This window comes from Nocardia sp. IFM 10818 (assembly GCF_054655275.1).
In genome coordinates, this window is sequence record NZ_BAAHJH010000001.1 from 3,253,065 (window position 1) to 3,271,240 (window position 18,176).

The 18,176-nt window shown below is 67.5% G+C and carries 15 protein-coding genes; 9 read left to right on the forward strand and 6 right to left on the reverse strand.

The features are described from left to right. The first annotated feature begins 28 nt into the window (after window positions 1-28). Window positions 29-1,222: a PucR family transcriptional regulator gene (locus ACYQ5L_RS15090; protein WP_459957989.1), complete on the forward strand. Its 1,194-nt coding sequence runs from the start codon at window positions 29-31 to the stop codon at window positions 1,220-1,222. A 15-nt stretch (window positions 1,223-1,237) separates the two neighbouring features. Here the strand turns inward: ACYQ5L_RS15090 and ACYQ5L_RS15095 are convergent, their stop codons facing one another. After that, window positions 1,238-1,618, reverse strand: a complete 381-nt coding sequence (locus ACYQ5L_RS15095) for a hypothetical protein (RefSeq protein WP_459957992.1) — start codon at window positions 1,616-1,618, stop codon at window positions 1,238-1,240. 68 nt (window positions 1,619-1,686) lie between these two features. On the opposite strand from ACYQ5L_RS15095, the gene ACYQ5L_RS15100 reads away from it, so the two are divergent. From ACYQ5L_RS15100 to ACYQ5L_RS15115, 4 genes are all read left to right on the forward strand, one after another. Next, on the forward strand, window positions 1,687-3,666 hold the full coding sequence (locus ACYQ5L_RS15100) for a peptidoglycan DD-metalloendopeptidase family protein (RefSeq protein ID WP_459957994.1): 1,980 nt from the start codon (window positions 1,687-1,689) through the stop codon (window positions 3,664-3,666). Between the two features lie 166 nt (window positions 3,667-3,832). Further along, window positions 3,833-4,192 (forward strand): hypothetical protein, encoded by a 360-nt coding sequence (locus ACYQ5L_RS15105; RefSeq protein ID WP_459957998.1) that lies wholly within the window; start codon window positions 3,833-3,835, stop codon window positions 4,190-4,192. A 262-nt stretch (window positions 4,193-4,454) separates the two neighbouring features. After that, on the forward strand, window positions 4,455-6,050 hold the full coding sequence (locus ACYQ5L_RS15110; protein WP_459958001.1) for an ABC-F family ATP-binding cassette domain-containing protein: 1,596 nt from the start codon (window positions 4,455-4,457) through the stop codon (window positions 6,048-6,050). 291 nt (window positions 6,051-6,341) lie between these two features. Next, on the forward strand, window positions 6,342-8,702 hold the full coding sequence (locus ACYQ5L_RS15115) for a RelA/SpoT family protein (protein WP_459958004.1): 2,361 nt from the start codon (window positions 6,342-6,344) through the stop codon (window positions 8,700-8,702). A gap of 13 nt (window positions 8,703-8,715) precedes the next feature. Here the strand turns inward: ACYQ5L_RS15115 and ACYQ5L_RS15120 are convergent, their stop codons facing one another. Then, window positions 8,716-10,545: an alpha/beta hydrolase family protein gene (locus ACYQ5L_RS15120; protein ID WP_459958006.1), complete on the reverse strand. Its 1,830-nt coding sequence runs from the start codon at window positions 10,543-10,545 to the stop codon at window positions 8,716-8,718. A gap of 226 nt (window positions 10,546-10,771) precedes the next feature. Here ACYQ5L_RS15120 and ppnP point away from each other — a divergent pair, with 226 nt between their 5' ends. Together ppnP and ACYQ5L_RS15130 are read left to right on the forward strand one after the other, a co-directional pair. Continuing rightward, entirely contained in the window at window positions 10,772-11,080 is a 309-nt protein-coding gene (gene ppnP / locus ACYQ5L_RS15125; RefSeq protein WP_459958007.1) for a pyrimidine/purine nucleoside phosphorylase, read from the forward strand. 20 nt (window positions 11,081-11,100) lie between these two features. Further along, complete coding sequence (locus tag ACYQ5L_RS15130; RefSeq protein ID WP_459958008.1) at window positions 11,101-11,712, forward strand: P-loop NTPase family protein; 612 nt, start codon at window positions 11,101-11,103, stop codon at window positions 11,710-11,712. On the opposite strand, the gene ACYQ5L_RS15135 is transcribed toward ACYQ5L_RS15130, so the two are convergent. From ACYQ5L_RS15135 to ACYQ5L_RS15150, 4 genes are all read right to left on the reverse strand, one after another. After that, window positions 11,671-12,501, reverse strand: a complete 831-nt coding sequence (locus tag ACYQ5L_RS15135; protein WP_459958009.1) for an alpha/beta fold hydrolase — start codon at window positions 12,499-12,501, stop codon at window positions 11,671-11,673. The genes ACYQ5L_RS15130 and ACYQ5L_RS15135 overlap by 42 nt on opposite strands. Before the next feature lie 150 nt (window positions 12,502-12,651). After that, window positions 12,652-13,686, reverse strand: a complete 1,035-nt coding sequence (locus ACYQ5L_RS15140) for an NAD-dependent epimerase/dehydratase family protein (protein WP_459958011.1) — start codon at window positions 13,684-13,686, stop codon at window positions 12,652-12,654. Further along, a complete protein-coding gene (locus ACYQ5L_RS15145) occupies window positions 13,683-13,880 on the reverse strand; it encodes a hypothetical protein (RefSeq protein WP_459958012.1) in 198 nt (65 codons plus the stop codon). Before ACYQ5L_RS15145 ends, ACYQ5L_RS15140 begins: the two co-directional genes overlap by 4 nt. Continuing rightward, window positions 13,880-15,556, reverse strand: coding sequence for a fatty acid CoA ligase family protein (locus ACYQ5L_RS15150; protein WP_459958013.1), 1,677 nt, complete (start codon window positions 15,554-15,556; stop codon window positions 13,880-13,882). The genes ACYQ5L_RS15145 and ACYQ5L_RS15150 overlap by 1 nt, the downstream gene beginning before the upstream one ends. A gap of 527 nt (window positions 15,557-16,083) precedes the next feature. Here ACYQ5L_RS15150 and ACYQ5L_RS15155 point away from each other — a divergent pair. Together ACYQ5L_RS15155 and ACYQ5L_RS15160 are read left to right on the forward strand one after the other, a co-directional pair. Next, window positions 16,084-17,130 (forward strand): 3-oxoacyl-ACP synthase III family protein, encoded by a 1,047-nt coding sequence (locus ACYQ5L_RS15155; protein ID WP_459958015.1) that lies wholly within the window; start codon window positions 16,084-16,086, stop codon window positions 17,128-17,130. A gap of 3 nt (window positions 17,131-17,133) precedes the next feature. Next, a complete protein-coding gene (locus ACYQ5L_RS15160) occupies window positions 17,134-18,075 on the forward strand; it encodes a beta-ketoacyl-[acyl-carrier-protein] synthase family protein (protein WP_459958016.1) in 942 nt (313 codons plus the stop codon). The last annotated feature ends 101 nt before the right edge of the window (window positions 18,076-18,176 follow it).

The window sequence follows — 18,176 nt, forward strand, 5'->3', positions numbered from 1 at the left end:
TCGTTGGTTCGGGGCAACAATGTCGAAGGTGAACACCGCATCGGGGGATCCGGCCCTGCCCTTCGCCGACTTCGTCGTCGCCAACCTGCCCGCGGTCGCTCGCGCGGTGATGGCCGAGGTCGTGCGCAGCGTCCCGGACTACGAGCAGCTGCCGCACGAGATCGTCGAACAGGATCTGGTGCACCGCGCCGAGGACAATCTGCGGCTGTTCCTGCGCCTGCTGACCGAGGGCCGCGCACCGCGCGCCGGGGATCTCGACGATATGATCGATGTCGCGGTTCGCCGTGCGCGCGAAGGCATTCCGCTCGATGCCGTGCTGTCGGTGTATCACCGGGGCGCGCTGGCGGCCTGGAACTTCCTGTCCGCCGCCGCGCAGAGCGAGGGGCAGCGGGAGGAACTGCTCGCCGCGGTCCCGCGACTGCTGGAGTATCTGGGCGCGGTCATTCCCGGGGTCGCCGGATCGTATCTGCGCGAACGCCAGGACCTGCACTGGGAACAGCGCGAGGCCAAACGCACGCTCGCGCAGGCGCTGTTGCAGGGCAAACCGGTGGAATTGCTGGCCGAGCGTTTCGGCATCCCGCTCGGCGGCCAGCACGTGCTGGCGCTGCGCACCGCCGACGCCGCAGCCACCGCCGACGGCGTGCGCCCGGCCATGCGGGTCATCCACGGGGAGATCGACGCCCTGTCCCCGCAGGCGCTGACCCTGCTGGACCGCGCCGGCGGCTGGGTGCTGGTGCCGTCGAGTGAATCGCCCGCCCGCCTGGAGGCCGCGGTGGGCCGTATCGCCGCGGCGGCCGGTGTCCGGGTCATCGCCGGAATGGCCACCGCCGCAGCGGCTGCCGAGGTGCCCGTGCGCGCGGAGGAGGCCGGGGAGATCGCCCGCCTGGCGCTGGGCCTGGGCCGCCCGACCGGCGTGTACCGGATGTCCGATCTCGCCCTGCAATATCAGTTCGCCCGCCCCGGCCCGGCGAGCGCCTGGCTGCTGGGCCTGCTCGCCCCGCTGACCGAGCATCCGCATCTGATGGACGCGCTGCGCGCCTTCCTGGCCCACGACCAGAATCGCGTGGCCGCCGCGGAGTCGCTGGTGGTGCACCGGAATACGCTCAACTACCGCCTGAACCGCATCGCCGCCCTCACCGGATACGATCCCGGCCGCTCCGAGCACACGCCCTTGTTCGCCGCGGCTCTCACCGCGTTCGATCTGCGCGCCGCCGACCTGTAGCGGGCACGGTGCTCGCTATCTTGCTATGGCCCGGGCGATAAATCCGCTGACGATCAGCCAGAAGATCGCCGCCAGACCGTAATTGAGGATGATGTCGAGATCCGCGTTGCCGGTCTTGAACAATCCCGGGAAGAACAGCGCGAGCGGCTCGGCGAGCGACTTGATGAACTGGAAGAACCGATTGGTCTGATCGGCATCCAGCACCAGCATCAAGATGTACAGGCCCTCTATCAGGGCGAACACTGCACCGACCATCCCGATGATGCGGGCGGCGGTGGCCTCGTTGCGGGCGACATACGGCATATGCCCAGGATGCCCGTTGAATGTCACCGAATAAACGGTGCGACGGGCGCGTTCGAGCGACACGCGGGGGAGGTGAAAGCGCGTGTCGGGCAACCTCATCCTCGGCGCGAGACATGGCATGATGTCCGGGTGATAACCGCGGCGGCCGTGAGCGTCCGGGCGTGAGGCCCAAGGTCCTCGTCGGCGCGGTATTCGGTACCGCCCTGGCCCTGGTGACCCTGGTGCTGGTCATCATCCTGCCCGCCACCGAAGAGGGCTGCGCGCCCGGCACGCCGCTGATTCCCGCGGCCACCACCGCGCGTACCGAACCCACCTGCCCGGCCACCGGGTCACCGGCCGAGGATGGCCTGCAGGACGGCGCGTTGCGCACCCTGCGCTGTGTGGTCGCCCGCTTCGGAATGATGGATATGCGCGGGGTCATTCCCGATGACGACTACCCGGATCACCGGGCCGGACGCGCCGTGGAGTTCATTGTGGGCGACGATCAGGCCAAGGGCGATCAGATCGTGGCCTTCCTCCAGGAGAACGCCGCCGCCTTCCAGGTCGACTACGTGATCTGGAAGCAGCGCAGCTGGACTCCCGAGGCGGCCGCCGGCATCCAGTGGCGGCCCCTCGAGGATCGCGGCGATGCGGCGCGCAACCACCAGGACCGCGTGCAGGTGACCATCAAGGCGGCCGCCGCCACCTCCACCGTCGCCGCGCCGCCGAGCGTCTCGCTGGCCGCGCAGAATGCCGCGGTGAACGAGGCGGGCCTGCTCAATAGCCTGGGGCGTCGCCAATACCCCATGGCGGAGGGCACTTTCACGATTTCCGATGTGTTCGGCTCGCGCGGCGGCGGACACCTCGGCATCGATATGGCGGCCGCCTCGGGCACCCCGATCTACGCCGCCTCCGACGGTCTGGTGGTCGCCTCCGGCGCGGCGTCGGGCTTCGGCAACTGGGTGGTCATCGACTCGCTCGACGAGAGCGCGCGCCGCTACTCGACGGTCTACGGGCACATGTACGCCTCAGAGATCTTCGTGCGGGTCGGCGATGTGGTCACCATGGGCCAGCACATCGCCAATGTCGGCAATGACGGCGAATCCTCCGGCCCGCACCTGCATTTCGAGGTCGTCCCGGGCGGGCGCCTCACCGGCGGCTCCCAGGTGGATCCCATTGCCTGGCTGGGCGGCTCCAGCCTGCCCGTGCCGAGTACGCCATACTGCGACAACGGATTCGGCACCGCGGGCGGCAATCTCGCCTCCGGCAAGGTGCCGCCCGAACTCGAGGTCTGGTACCGCCGCGCCGGATCGCTGTGCCCGCAGATCTCCTCCTCGCTGCTGGCCGCCCAGGGCCAGGCCGAATCCGGCTTCCGCCGCGGCCTGACCTCTCCGGCGGGCGCCCAGGGCCTGGCCCAGTTCCTGCCCGGCACGGCGGCCTCGCTGGCCCCCGACGGCCAGCCCTATGTCATCGACGCCGACGGCAATGGCGTCGCCAGCGTCTGGGACGACGGGGATGCCATCATCGGGCAGGGCCGGTACATGTGCACCATTGCCGCCACCGTGCAGGGCTGGCTGGAGGAGGGCAAGGTCACCGGCGATCTCACCGAGCTCACCGTGGCCGCATACAACGCCGGCGAAGGCGCGGTGCTGGCCTCGGGCGGCATGCCCAACCAGTACGCCGCCCACTTCAGCGAAACCCGCCCCTATGTCGCGAGAATCCTTGCGGCGGAAGCGGGTTTCCGCAGTATGGGCAGCGGCGGCCGGTTCATTCCCGATGCCGACGAGGACCTCGGACCGCAGGTCGTCGAGGCCGCCAACGACTGGCGCGGCACCCCCTACGTCTTCGGCGGCGGCGGCCCGCAGGGGCCCAGCCATGGCGGCTTCGACGAGGCCGGATTCACCTCCGCCGCGGTCTTCGCCGCCAGCGGCGGCACCATCACCCTCCCCACCACCGCCGAACAGCAGTGGGAGCGCGGCGTGGAGGTTCCGCTGCTCAAAGCCCAGGCCGGTGACCTCGTATTCGGCAATTTCGGTGACCGAGGTCCGGCAACTGTCGGCGTCTACCTGGGCAACGGGCGCATGCTGCACGCCGAACCGAACGGCAAGGTCGCGGAGGTTCCCCTGCTCAATGGCATGAAGGCGCGCCGCATCGGGCAATAGGACCGCCGGTACGCGGGAATCCGCTGGTCACGACCCAGTGGCTGGATGATCAAGAAATCCCCGAAGCGACGCGGGCCCGGCGCCCCGTCTGGTACGCATGACTCAGCTGTCCGGCTGCTGAGGTCGGTATGCGGCAGCCGCTCCTACCAGCACGGAAGAAGGAGCGATGGAAATCAAACGATTTGCAGCAACCGCCGTGCTCGCGGTTGGTGTCACGGCGATCACGGCCGGCATTGCCGGCGCGGACCCGGTCGGAGTGCCCGTCACGGACCCATCCGGGATATCCGTCCAGGATGAGCCCGCTCGCGTCGAGGTCCTCACGCCCGAGGACGACGTGGCCATGCGCCAGTGCAATGCGCTGATCGGCGCGCTGGTCGGCGGCGTCATCGGCGGCACCGGAAGTGCGCTGCCCGGCGCTCTGATCGGTGCGGCGATCGGCGCGGGGATCGGATGGACGCTGAACTATCCGCCGGGCCCCCCGCTGTCGTGTTGGCAGCCATCGCAGGAGGGCAACCCGCCGAGCTGACGCTCGCCGCGCCTGCGCCGCTCGCGTGATCACGGCGACGGTGCGCCATCGGAGCAGGCATCCGATGGCGCATCGGCACGTGCCCGGAGCGGTGTGTGCCGTCACACGAAATATCCCCTTGCGCAGTCTCATTGGGATTGATTAACCTCGTTGTCGTTCTCATACCCTCCTGATCGGAGCCCATGCGTTGATTTCCTGAGGTAACCGCCGAGCGGCCCGCATCGCGCGCCGCATTCTTCGCGCTTACCCCTGGGAGGTCCGCATGTCATTTCCTGTTGTCTCTATTTCCGATCTCACCTTCGCGTGGCCGGATGGCACCCCTGTCTTCGACGGGCTCGACGCCGTTCTGAGGTCGGGTCATCTCGGTCTCGTCGGCAGCAATGGCGCCGGTAAGTCCACTCTTTTCCGGCTGATCATCGGCGAACTGCGCCCGGTGCGCGGATCGGTGACGGTGCCCGGGCGGCTGGGCTATCTGCGCCAGGATCTCGGGCTGTCGGGCGGGCAGCGGGTGGACGAGGTGCTCGGCATCGCCGAGATCCGGAAGGCGTTGCACCGCATCGAATCCGGGGACTGCGCCGAGAGCGACTTCGATATCGTGGGCGCCGCCTGGGATATCGAGGAGCGCGCGGTGGCCCTGCTCGGGCGGCTCGGGTTGCATTACGTCGCAGACGATGTCGGGCAGCTGGATCGCCGGCTGGAGACGCTCTCCGGCGGCGAGACGGTCCTGCTCGGCCTGGTGGCGGAACTGCTGCGCGAGCCGGATGTGCTGCTGCTGGACGAGCCCACCAACAACCTGGATCTGGTTGCGCGGGAACGGCTCTACGAGGTGGTGGGGCAGTTCTCCGGGACGGTGCTCACCATCAGCCACGACCGGGAGCTGCTGGAGCGGGTGGATGCCATCGCCGAATTGCGGCAGGGCGAGATCCGGTTGTTCGGCGGCAATTTCAGCAGATACGAGCAGATCATCGAGGCCGAGCAGGAGGCCGCGCGGGCGGCCGTCCGGGATGCGCGCAGCGACGTCAAGAAGCAGGCGCGCGAACTGGTCGAGGCGCGGATCAAGCTGGACCGGCGGCTGCGGTACGGACAGAAGATGTGGGATCAGAAGCGTGAACCCAAAATCGTGATGGCCGAACGCAAACGGCAGGCCCAGGTGTCGGCGGGCAAGCTGCGCAACAACCACATCGGAAAGCTCGACGATGCCAAGGACGTGCTGACCGAGGCGCAGGAGAAGCTGCGCGACGATCGGGAGATCCGGGTCGATCTGCCCGGCACCCGGCTGTATCCGGGACAGGACGTGATCGATCTGAAGCGGGTGGTGCTGGCCAACGGTCCGGTGGTGAGCCTGAAGGTCAGCGGACCGGAGCGGATCGCCCTCACCGGTCGCAACGGGGCCGGGAAAACCACGCTGCTGCATCGCATCTGCGCCGAATCGCCGAAGGTGCCCTTCCGCATGCTGCCGCAGCGGCTGGACGTCTTCGACGAGGACAAGTCGGTGTTCGAGAATGTGGCGGCCACCGCGCCGCACGCGCTGCCGGAACAGATCCGGGCCCGGCTGGCCCGCTTCCTGTTCCGCGGCGGCGACGCCGATGTGGCGGCCGGTGCGCTCTCGGGCGGGGAACGCCTGCGGGCGGCGCTGGCCATGCTGCTGCTGGCCGATCCCGCGCCGAAGCTGCTGCTGCTCGACGAGCCGACCAACAACCTGGATCTGCCGAGCCTGCGGCATCTCACCGAGGCGCTGGCGAGTTTCCAGGGCGCGCTCATCGTGGTCAGTCACGATCCGCGGTTCCTCGCCGAGATCGGGGTCACCCGCCGGGTCGAGTTGTCCGCCGACGGGCTCACCGACAGCCCGGTCGGGTGAGGTGCGCGGGGTGCGGGGACTCCTATTAATAGGGAGTCCCCGCACCGCTGTGCGAACCGGCCGGTAGGGGTGCGAAGACCGGTTCGGGGGTGCGAACGCGCACCCGGAGCAATCCGGACGCAATGCGGCCTCGAAGAGCCTGCGGTAGCGAGTATCGTTCAATCCCCGACCCGCGCCCGACCGGGGCGGATCCGCGTCCCGTTCTCGAAACGGATCTCGGACTAAAGTGGGTGGTCTGGGAGGTTGAACGGTCCGATAGGGTAACCCGATCGAGGCCGGAGAGGTGGTGGCATGACGCAGAACCTGGAAAAGGCGAATGCCGGGCAATCGGGCAATGGCGAGTCCGCCGCCCCGCAGCCCGGTGGTACGCCGCCGCGTAATGCCCCGACCGCCGTGCCCACGTCCGCCTCGCGCCGGGTGCGCGCGCGGCTGGCGCGGCGGATGACCGGCCAGCGTGGGATCGCGGCCGTGAAGCCGGTGCTGGAGCCCTTGGCCACCGTGCACCGGGAGTTGTATCCGAAGGCGAATCTGGCTCTGCTGCAACGGGCTTTCGATGTCGCCGACGAGAAGCACCAGCATCAGTTCCGGAAGTCCGGCGACCCGTACATCACCCATCCGCTGGCAGTGGCCAATATCCTCGCCGAGCTCGGCATGGACACCACCACGCTGGTGGCGGCGCTGCTGCACGACACCGTCGAGGACACCGGGTACGCGCTCGAGGATCTGACCAATGAGTTCGGGCAGGAGGTCGCGCACCTCGTCGACGGCGTGACCAAGCTGGACAAGGTCAATCTGGGCGCGGCCGCCGAGGCCGAGACCATCCGCAAGATGATCATCGCCATGGCCCGCGACCCGCGCGTGCTGGTGATCAAGGTCGCCGACCGGCTGCACAATATGCGGACCATGCGGTTCCTGCCGCCGGAGAAGCAGGCCAAGAAGGCGCGCGAAACCCTCGAGGTGATCGCGCCGCTGGCGCACCGGCTGGGTATGGCGACGGTCAAATGGGAGCTGGAGGATCTCGCGTTCGCGATCCTGCACCCCAAGAAGTACGACGAGATCGTGCGCCTGGTGGCCGATCGCGCGCCCTCGCGCGACACCTATCTGGCGCGGGTGCGCGCCGAGATCGTCAACACCCTGGAGGCGAGCCGCATCCGGGCGATCGTCGAGGGCCGGCCCAAGCACTACTGGTCGATCTACCAGAAGATGATCGTCAAGGGTAAGGACTTCGACGACATCCACGACCTGGTCGGCATCCGCATCCTCTGCGACGAGGTGCGCGACTGCTATGCCGCTGTCGGCGTGGTGCATTCGCTGTGGCAGCCCATGGCCGGGCGGTTCAAGGACTACATCGCCCAGCCGCGGTACGGCGTGTACCAGTCGCTGCACACCACGGTCGTCGGGCCCGACGGCAAGCCCCTGGAGGTGCAGATCCGCACCCAGGACATGCACCGCACCGCCGAGTTCGGCATCGCCGCGCACTGGCGGTACAAGGAGACCCGCGGCAAGCATTCCAACGACTCCACCGAAGTCGACGATATGGCGTGGATGCGTCAGCTCCTCGACTGGCAGCGCGAGGCGGCGGACCCGGCGGAGTTCCTGGAGTCGCTGCGCTTCGACCTGAAATCGCCCGAGATATTCGTGTTCACCCCCAAGGGCGATGTGATCACGCTGCCGCAGAAGTCCACCCCGGTGGACTTCGCCTATGCCGTGCACACCGAGGTCGGCCACCGCTGCATCGGCGCCCGCGTCAACGGGCGCCTGGTCGCGCTGGAACGGCAGCTGGAGAACGGTGAGGTCGTCGAGATCTTCACCTCCAAGGCCCAGAACGCCGGCCCCAGCCGCGACTGGCAGAACTTCGTGGTGTCGCCGCGCGCCAAGGCCAAGATCCGGCAGTGGTTCGCCAAGGAACGCCGCGAGGAAGCTCTGGAGGCCGGTAAGGAGCAGATCTCCAAGGAGGTCCGGCGCTCGGGTCTGCCGCTGCAGCGGTTGATGAGCGTGGACGCCATGACGGCGTTGGCCCACGAACTGCACTACACCGATATCTCGGCGCTGTACGCCGCCGTCGGTGAGAACCAGGTCTCGGCGCACCATGTGGTGCAGCGGCTCATGGCACAGCTCGGCGGTGTCAGCGATGTCGAGAACGAGCTCGCCGAACGCTCCACCCCGTCCACGGTGCCGTCGCGGCAGCGGCTCACCGGCGATGCGGGCGTGGAGATTCCGGGCGCGCCCGGCACAGTGTCCAAACTGGCCAAGTGCTGCACCCCGGTGCCCGGCGACGAGATCATGGGCTTCGTGACCCGCGGCGGCGCGGTCAGCGTGCACCGCACCGACTGCACCAACGCGGATTCGCTGCGGGCGGAACCGGAACGGATCATCGAGGTCAAATGGGCCCCGTCGCCGTCCTCGGTGTTCCTGGTCGCCATTCAGATCGAGGCGCTCGATCGGACCCGCCTGCTGTCGGATGTCACCAAGGTCCTCGCCGACGAGAAGGTCAATATCCTCTCCGCCGCGGTGACGACTTCCGGTGACCGCGTGGCCATTTCGAAGTTCACGTTCGAGATGGGCGATCCCAAGCACCTGGGTCACCTGCTGAACGTGGTGCGCAATGTGGAGGGCGTCTACGACGTGTACCGGGTGACCTCGGCGGCCTGACCGGCGGGAATCCTCACGGGTACAAGGGAATCGGGCGGCCCGCGACGCAGGGTTGCGGTGCGGGCTCGCCGTAGATTCCGCTCAGGAAGGTCTTGAGCGGCCCGAGCAGCAAGGTGAGCAGGGTCTGCTGGGTGGGAACGGTCACGCAGTAGCTCGGGCCGGACGGGCCCTGCGGGGAGACCTCGACCGCGACGGCTTTGGACATGGCCGGATCGGGGGTGACCACGCGCGCGCAGGCGTCGCCGTCCTTCTCGATATTGCAGTCGAACCAGTCGACGGAATAGTTGATCGAGGTGCGCCAGGATTCCAGGGTGCGGGGGAAGAGCATGCCGACGCCGACGGTGTCGTAGTGGCTGCCGCCCTCCAGGGTCAGGAACTGCAGCGGCGCGGTGCCGGTGCGGTTGCGGCGGATCCAGTCGTACCAGGACTTGCCGCCGAGAGCACCGTCGGTGGGATCGAAACCGATGTGCGCGCCGAAGACGTCGAAGTCGTTGACCGGGAAGATGCCGCCGCTGGTGAGGCCGGGGATGTCGTTGTCGGAGGTCTGGATCTGGGTCGGCACATCCGCGAGCGACGGCTCGAAGCCGGACAGCAGGACCGCCGCCGCAGGTTTGGGTACCGGGCGGCCGTCCATGCCCTGCCCCTGCCCGACCGACCAGAGGTAATGGCTGGTGGCGATGGATCCCATGGAATGGCCCCACACCCCGATCCTGGTGGTATCGACCAGGTCCCGGATGGGGTTGGGTGAATTGTCGCCCGCCGGAGCGTAAGCCGGGTCGTATCGCTGCCCCAGGCGCGGAATGTGCACGGTATTCCAGAAATTCACCAGGCTGGAGGTGTCGCCCAGCAGGGTCTGCGTATCGGGTGCGGGCAGAATGTCCGCGCCGGTCACCCAGCGCATGACATCCTCGATATCGCGGCACGGCCCGGATGCGAAGCAGTGCGGGGTGTTGTACGGAATGACGAGATCCAAGGCGGTGCCGTCGCTGGCGCCCTGTCCCGCTTCGTCATAGGTGAGCGCGATGTACCCGCGCCGCACCGCCTGCATCGACCAGGCGTAATAGGTGGACTGCAAGGCGATCGCCCCATCGCTGAACACCGTCATCGGGAAGGTGCGCCCCGGCTCCGGGTCGAGCGCCTCCTCCGGCAGCATGATGGTCGCCGCCAGCCGCAACCCCCGCGCATTCACGATCTGAACCTTGCGCGCCTCCCCGAACTTGAACTCCGCTCCCGCCGCATCCCCGGAAACGCAAGTGCCGTCCCGTGTTTCGTACAACACCACATCCCCCGGCTCCACACACGGATACCGGAACCGCGCCACCGCCCCCACATTCCCCGCCGAATCCACGTCCAGCGCATCACCATCCAAGGAATTGTCCGCGACCTCCCCGAACACCCCGTTCCCGTTCCAATCCGGCACATACCGCGGATCGCCCGGCGCCAACTGCGCCCCCGCCAGATTCGGCAGGAAATGCACCGTGCTGTCGATCAGCTTCTGCACGGTGTCCCGCAACCGCTGCTGCCCCTCTTCCCCCTGGTACTGCCCCGGATCCAGCATTGCCGCCAGACTCTGCCCGGCTCGCCCCGGCAGACTCCCGAAATGCTGCACCCAGAACTGCACCAGTGCCGGATCGTTCCAATCCCGCCCATACCCTTGCAACAACATGAGCAGGTTCTGCACCACATACACCGGATCCACCTGCGTGCCCACGGTCGGTGTATCCGCTACCAGCGGCTCCTCGGTCACCGGATCCGCCGGTGCCGGCAGTGCCGGGACGAGCGCCAGCGCCGCCGCGACGATCACACCGATTCGCTTGATACGCAATCGATTCGAAACCTTCATCGGCAATCCTCGCGTGCGGCGGCCACCGAACAGACTCCGACTGTACGCCCGGTTTCCACCCGCTGTTCGTGATAGTCGCCGCCAGGTTTATGACCGATCACGCCACTTGATGGCCGCCCGGCGGGACCGTGCCGGGCGGCGCCCCCGCAGCCGCCGAGTACGATCAGCGGGTTCGAGACCGCCCGCCTGGGTCGGTCCACCCCGACCCGAGAGGCTCCCCACCGGCATGAAGTTCGAGAACGTCACCGTCACCAAGAAGGCCAATGTCTACTTCGACGGCAAGTGCGTCAGCCACAATATCGAGCTGGCCGACGGCACCAGCAAGTCCGTGGGCGTCATCCTCCCCGCGACCCTGACGTTCAACACCGGCGCCCCGGAGATCATGGAACTCCTCGAAGGCGAGTGCAAGGTCACCCTCGCCGGTGCGGACGAGACGATCACCTACAAGGGTGGCGAGTCGTTCTCCGTGCCCGGCAACTCCTCGTTCCAGATCGAGGTCCTCGAGCCGGTGCACTACGTCTGCCACTTCGGCTGATCAGTATCGGCTGGTCGAACATGGTGCGTCGAGTCTCGGTGGTGGGGACTTCCGGGTCCGGGAAAAGCTCACTGGCGCGGGAGATTTCGCGGCGGTTGGGGATTCCGTACATCGAGCTCGATGCCATTCACCATCAGCCCGGGTGGACGCCCATGCCCGAGGGGGAATTCCGGGCTGCGGTGGCCGACCGGATCGCGCGGGACGCCTGGGTGGTGGACGGCAACTATCACGGGAAGCTCGGGGATCTGGTGTGGCAGCGTGCCGATACGGTGATCTGGTTGGACCTGCCGCGGCCTCTCGTCATGTGGCAGATCATTACGCGGACCGTCGGGCGTTGGGTCATGCGGCGGGAGTTGTGGAATGGCAATCGGGAGCGACTGCGGGACATGTTCTCGCTCGATCCTGAGCAGTCGGTGATCCTGTGGGCGTGGACTACCCATGCCAGGAATCGTGAGAGGTATCTCCGAGCGGAGCGGGAACCGGCATACCGACATATCGAATTCATCCGGGTGCGCAGTCGGCGTGAAGCTGCGGCCGTGCTGGCCAGGCTCACCCTGCGCCCGGCGGACGCAGGGGGCGAGGGGCAGGAGTCAGCTGGCCAGGGCGGTGCGGGCGGCGGAGCGGATGGCTGAGGTGACGGTGTCCGGGTCTTCCATCATGACCAGGTGACCGCAGTCGGGGAGGCGGATGGCGCGGGTGGGGCAGAGGGTTTCGTTGAGGCGGGCGCCTGCTTTGGCGGACAGGATGCGGTTCTTGGCGCCCCAGATGGTGGTGATGGGCGGGAAGCCGGGGGTGGGGCGGAAGGTGTCGAGGACGGAGAGTTTGGGGAGGTCGCGGGCTATGGCGGCCGGGGGGAGCAGGCGGCGGGGTTCGGACCAGCGGCGGCGGAGGGCGGCGAAGGTGTCCGGGTCCATATTGCGGCCGCGGGGGCCGAGCTGTTCGCGGACGACCCAGCCGGCGGCGAGGCCGGGGACGCTGATGGCGCTGGTCAGGGGGTCCAGAGGGAGGCGGGAGGCGGTGCGGGCGGTCCAACCGGTCGGGGTGGGGCGCAGGGTGGCGGCCGTCAAGGGGCTGCACAGCACGAGGGAGCGCACTCGCCGGGGGGAACGGCGCGCGTAGAGCAGGGACAGGGCGCTGCCGAAGCAGTTGCCGACCAGGGTGACATTGCGCAGGTCCCGGGATTCGATGAAGTCGGAGACCAGGCGAACGTAGTTGTCGACGGTGTAGCCGTCGGCGGGGGTGTCGGATTCGCCGTAGCCGAAGAGGTCCAGGGCGAAGACGCTGTTGGTGGGGGTCAGGGACTGCACCTGGCTGGACCAGATCCGGCGGTCACCGCCGATATTGTGCAGGAACAAGATCGGATCACCCGATCCGGCGTGGTCGTATGCGACGGATACGCCGTGGAAATCGAACACCGGCATCGGGCGCTCTCCTCATTGAGTAGCGGTGCGGCACTGCGCCTCCGCTCATCGCGCTGTCTCGGTAGACATACCCGATGAGCGGTAATGCAGTCCATGCTAGCCGGTACCGTGCGTAACACAAGTTTTGGTCCGGCAGCGCCCGTTCGCTGGTCAGCGTGTTATTTGCGCGTTGGATTCTCCTGTCCGGATCCACGATTGCAATTGAGCCATGCCCGAATCGCGATCTACGACCGGTCGGTATCCGAAATCCCGGGTGGCCGCGCCGGTATCGTAGGTCCCGGTCCGGGTCATGACCGCCACCGAATACCGCGACAGCGGGGGAGTCCAGCGGTTGGCCAGATACGGTATCCGCCTGAGGTTTTCGATCACGCACACCACGGCGTTCACCGCGCGCGGGTCGAGCTTGCGGCGCGGTGGCTGATAGCCGAGTTCGATCGCCACCCGACTCAGGAACGGCCACACATCGGTCTTCTCGGCATCGGCGATGAAATACGCTTTGCCGCCGACATTGTCGCCGGCAGCCGCCTTGACGCAGGCCTCGACAATATTCTCCACGTGACACAGCGAGGCGTATACGTTCTTGCCGCCGGACAGATCCGGCAGCGTGCCCGCCTTGGCGCGATCCAGCAGCCGCACGATGGGTCCGGAGCGATCACCCGCACCCCAGATGGCGCGCGGTCGCAGCGCACAGGTGGTGAACCCCTCGGTATTCGCCTTCAGCACCAGCCGTTCGGCCGCCGCCTTGGTCTCGCAGTAGTAGTTGAGGTACCGCGTCGGATACGGCACCGACTCGTCGATATCGACCTGATCGCCCCCATCGCGATCCATCAGGGCGCTCGGACTGGAGATGAAGACGAATCGCGAGGCCCCCGCCGCCTGCGCCGCCGTCACAAGCCGCGAGGTGGCGGCGACATTCTCGGCCCAGAACACCTCGCGCGTGCCGCGCTCGTCCACCCGCGCGGCGCTGTGGAACACCACATCCACGCCCGCCACGGCCCGCTCCAGGGAATCGGCGTCGGCGAGATCGCCGGTAATGATCTCGATCTTGTCGATCACCGCTTCCAGATCGCGCAGATTACTGGTGGGCCGTGCCAGAATCGCGACCTCGTACTCACCGTCGCGCACCAGCCGCCGCGCCAGCGCGCCGCCCAGGAACCCCGACGCCCCCGTCACCAATGCCTTCACGGCACCTCCTGCAGTCCGCTGGTCATGGTCGGCCCGGCGGTGAGCGCCTTGGCCCGTGCGCCGGCTCCGAGGGCCCGCCGGCTCGCCAGCTCGTCCACGGCCATGACGAGCAGCAGCCGCGCCCCCACGATCAGCCCGGCCGTCACCAGCACCCGATCGAACAGCGAAATCGACCGCGAGATCAGGATTCTCATCACTTCTCCTTCGCATTGAGCTGTCTGGTCGCCCAGACCGTGAGCTTCTCCCGCCCGATCTTGGCGTTGTGCCGGATATCGACGGGGAACTTGGGATGGAAGAGGAATCCGGTCACCGGCGCGGCGATCTCGAACTCCTCGCGCCGCCGCCGCAGCTTCGCCTCGACGGCCTCCTGATCCGCGCCCGCCTCGAGTTCCACGCACAGCACCGGCCGTTGCGCGCCCCGTTTCCCGATGCCGACCAGCGCGGTCCGCGCCACGCCCGGCACGGTATTGAACACCTGCTCCACCTGTACCGTGAACATGGGCCCGTCCGCGGTGTCCAGCCGCTGACTCTTGCGCCCGCAGAAGCGGATTCGACCCTGCTCGTCGAGCCAGGCCAGGTCGCCGGTGCGGTGCCACACCGTCGTCCCGTCGACGATCTTGCCGACCAGGTTCGCCTTCTCCGGCCAGAAGTAGCGGGTGCTCACATTCGGCCCGGCCACCACCAGCTCGCCGATTCCGCGCGATTTCGCCAGATCCGCCGACCGCGCCTCGACATCGGCCCAGGTGGGCAGCGGGTCATCGGTGATGGCAATGATCCGCGCCCGCACGTCGAGGGCGGGCTTGCCCACGCACACGCCCTTGCCGCGCCGCGCCTGCTCGACGAGATCGCCCAGCAGCTCCCGGGATTCGATGGTCGCCATGGGCAGCGCCTCGGTGGCCCCGTATCCGGAGTACACCCGCGCGTCCTCGGGCAGCACCTTGCGCAGTCGCGCGATGACGGTATCGGGCACCGGCGCCCCGCCGGAGTAGATGCTGTCCAGCGTGGCCAGCTTCGCTCCGGTCTCCTCCACATGGGTCAGCAGCGGAATCAGCACCGCCGGCGAGGCGAACATGGTCCGCACCCCGTACCGCTGCACGGCGTCCACCACGTGCACCGGATCGGTGGCGCCCACCTTGGACGGGATCAAAGGCGGTAGCACGCACCGCGATCCGAGCAGCAACTCCAGAATGCCCGCCACCGGCGCGGTGATGAGCGAGGTGCCCGGCGCGATATGATCGCGCGCCGCGTCCACCTGCCCGATCATGGCGCTGAGATTGCCGTGCGTCAGCACCACGGCCTTGGCGGGCCCGGTGCTGCCGGTGGTGTAGGCGATGAGCAGCGGATCATCGTCCGGCGCGGGCTCTCGATCCGGCAGCGGCGCAGCGGGTTTGCGCCCCCAGCTCTCCAGCGTCGGCCCCCGCCAATAGCACCGGCCGACGGTCACGGCCACCTTCACCTTGCGGAAGTAGGCGCGGAACACGATCCGCACCGCCTGCGCCTCCGGCACGCCCACGAACGCCTCGGCCTGCGCGGCCTGCAGGCAGCGCAGCATCTTGAACAACCCCATGCCCGGATCGATCACCACCGGCACCGACCCGATCTTGAACAACCCGTAGAGCACCGCATACAACTCCGGCCCCGGCCGCACCAGCACGATCGTCCGCATACCCCGGGTGACGCCGGCCGCGGTGAAGTTCTCCGCGATGGCGTCCGACCAAGCATCCAGCTCGGCGTAGGTGATCTGCGTGTATTCCGGCAGCCCGGCGCTGGTCCGTCCCTTGGGATAGATCACCGCTTCCCGATCGGGATGTTCGGCGACGATATCGCGGAACCGGTCGAGTGCACGCCAGTAGGTCGTGGTGGTGGTCACTGCATCACCTCGGAGAATTTCGAGCGCACGCGAATTCGAATAGCAATCGCTATCGCGGGTGCGGAAATGATGGATACGGAATGCGACACACTGCCCCCTGAAATGTCGATGAATGCGATGAGCAGTTGGGGTGAGGGTACCGCACGCCATCCGGCTCCGCCACCGCGAGAGAGTTGGGAATGTGTTGTCGCACAATATCGTTGGATTGTGTCAGGATAGCTTTGGTGTGTCTGCGGGTACCGACACGAGTTCTTGCGCAACCCCTACAACACCCCTATACGGATACCCCTGCAAAGATTCCGTAGACCACTGTCCACCTGCGTGTTCGGCTTGGCAAGCACTGAAACTCGGGTGTTCTCAGGGTGATTCACGAGGCTCGGGAGCCGGAGTGTTACCAGTGAGTACCGGTAGCATCCGAATCGGCATCGAGGCCTCTGGATAACGGTGGGATGGGCCTCGGGAATTCCGATTGCCGCTCGCCGCCCCAGAATTCGACGAACGCGAAACAAGCCAGAGAAGAGGGGGCCATGCGTACACGCTTCGAATCGATCGGTGCGTACACACCCAGCACCGTCCGCTCCACCGAGGATGTGATCGCCAGCCTTTCGGTGCCAAGGGCACTGGATCTGGAGCGCATCACCGGAATCAAGAACCGGCACGTTTATAATTCCGATCCGGAAGAATACGAATCCTCGTTCGCACTCGCCCTGCAGGCCATCGGCGATTGCCTCGAGCATTCCGACTACGACGCCGCGGATCTCGACGTGGTCATCTCGGTCTCGATCACCCGTTTCAACGGGCCGGGAACCCACACCTACGCACCGTCTTTCGCCACCATGCTGGCCAACAGGATCGGCGCGACCAAGGCCAAGCACTTCGACCTGTCCAATGCCTGCGCCGGCATGATCACCGGCTGCCTGCTGCTGGACCGCATGATCAAGGCCGGCGTGGTGCGCAATGGCCTGGTGGTCAGCGGCGAGCAGATCACGCCCATCGCCGAGACGGCCACGCGGGAGATCAGCCAGCCCTACGATCCCCAGTTCGCCGCGCTCACCGTGGGCGACGCCGCCGTCGCGGTCGTGATCGACAACCGCGGTGACGACAATGACGAGATCCACTACATCGAGCTCATGACCACCTCCGCCGGCGCGGAACACTGCATCGGCATGCCGAGTGAGAAGACCACCGGCATCGCCATGTACACCGACAACCGGGCGCTGGCCAGTGAATCCCGCTACCTGCAGGGCATCAGCCGCATGGCGGATTTCATGAAGGAACGCGGACTGGCCTGGGAGAGCGAGAAGTTCGACTACTGGATCCATCACCAGTTCAGCGGTCCGGCCATCGACTACATCGCCCAGCTCACGGAACGGCATTTCGACACCCCGATGCCGCAGCTGCTGGACGTCTACGCCGAATTCGGCAACACCGCCTCGACCTCGCACTTCCTGGTACTGCACGAGAGCCTGGCCAAGGATCGAATCCCCAAGGGCTCCAAGGTATTGCTTATTCCCGAGGCGTCCGGTGTCGTCTCGGGTCACCTGGCCGCGACCATCTCCCGACTGGAGGCATGACGTATGGCAACCGAAATCGTCTCCGCGGCGGTCTGCACCGACGCCGATACCGCCAGCTACTTCGAGCTGGCCGCCCGCGCCGGGCGCAAAGCCCTGGAACAGGCCGGAGTGTCGCCCGACAAGGTCGGCCTGGTGGTGAACGCGGGTGTGTTCCGTGACAGCAATATCGCCGAGCCCGCCGTCGCGGCCCTGCTGCAGAAGCGCCTCGAGGTCGGCCTGGAATACGAGTCCGGCGATGTGCCCGCGTTCTCCTTCGATCTGATGAACGGCGCCAACGGCGTCGTGCACGCGCTCATGGCGGTGGACTGCTTCATCGCCGCCGGCGATCTGGAGTACGCGGTGGTGCTGGCGGGCGACACGCATCCGTCGCTGCGGCGTGATGTGCCGGATTTCCCGTACACGCCCAGCGGCGCCGCCCTGGTGCTGCGCACCTCGGCGGAGGCCGGCGGTTTCGGCCGCCTGCACACCAGCGCCGCCCCGGACGCGGTGCCCACCGCGTGGGCGGATCTGGATGCGGCGGGCCTGGAGGGCCGTGCGGCCCTGTCGCTCGGACCCGGCACGGCCGATCCGCTCGAGGCCGCGGCGCAGGTCGTCGCGGACTGCCTCGTCGACGAGGGCCTCGATCGCAACGACTTCGCCACGGGCGCCGCGGTGTTGCTGGCGCCCGCCCCGGTGCCCGGCTTCCGAGAGCGGCTGGCCTACCGACTGGGCGTGCCCTCGGCGGCGGTCGCGGGCGTGGACCCCGCCGCGGGTGATCCCTACAGCGCGGCCCCGGTGCACGCCTATGTCGCCGCGGCCGAACTCGGCCTGCTCGGCAATGCCCAGGTGGTGGTCGTCCTGGCGGTCGACGAGACCGCCGCCGCCTGTATAGCCTACCGTCCGCGGCCCCTGCAGCTCGCTGGGACTGCCGTGGGAGCGGATTCCAAATATACTGGCGCGGAATGAAATTCATTCGGTAGACCGCCGTCAGCGGGCAGTGGGGCGCGCCGGCGGTTTGCCGGAGACGTTGTGTCCCGGCTGAATCGGACGCCCGCGAGCGTCCACCG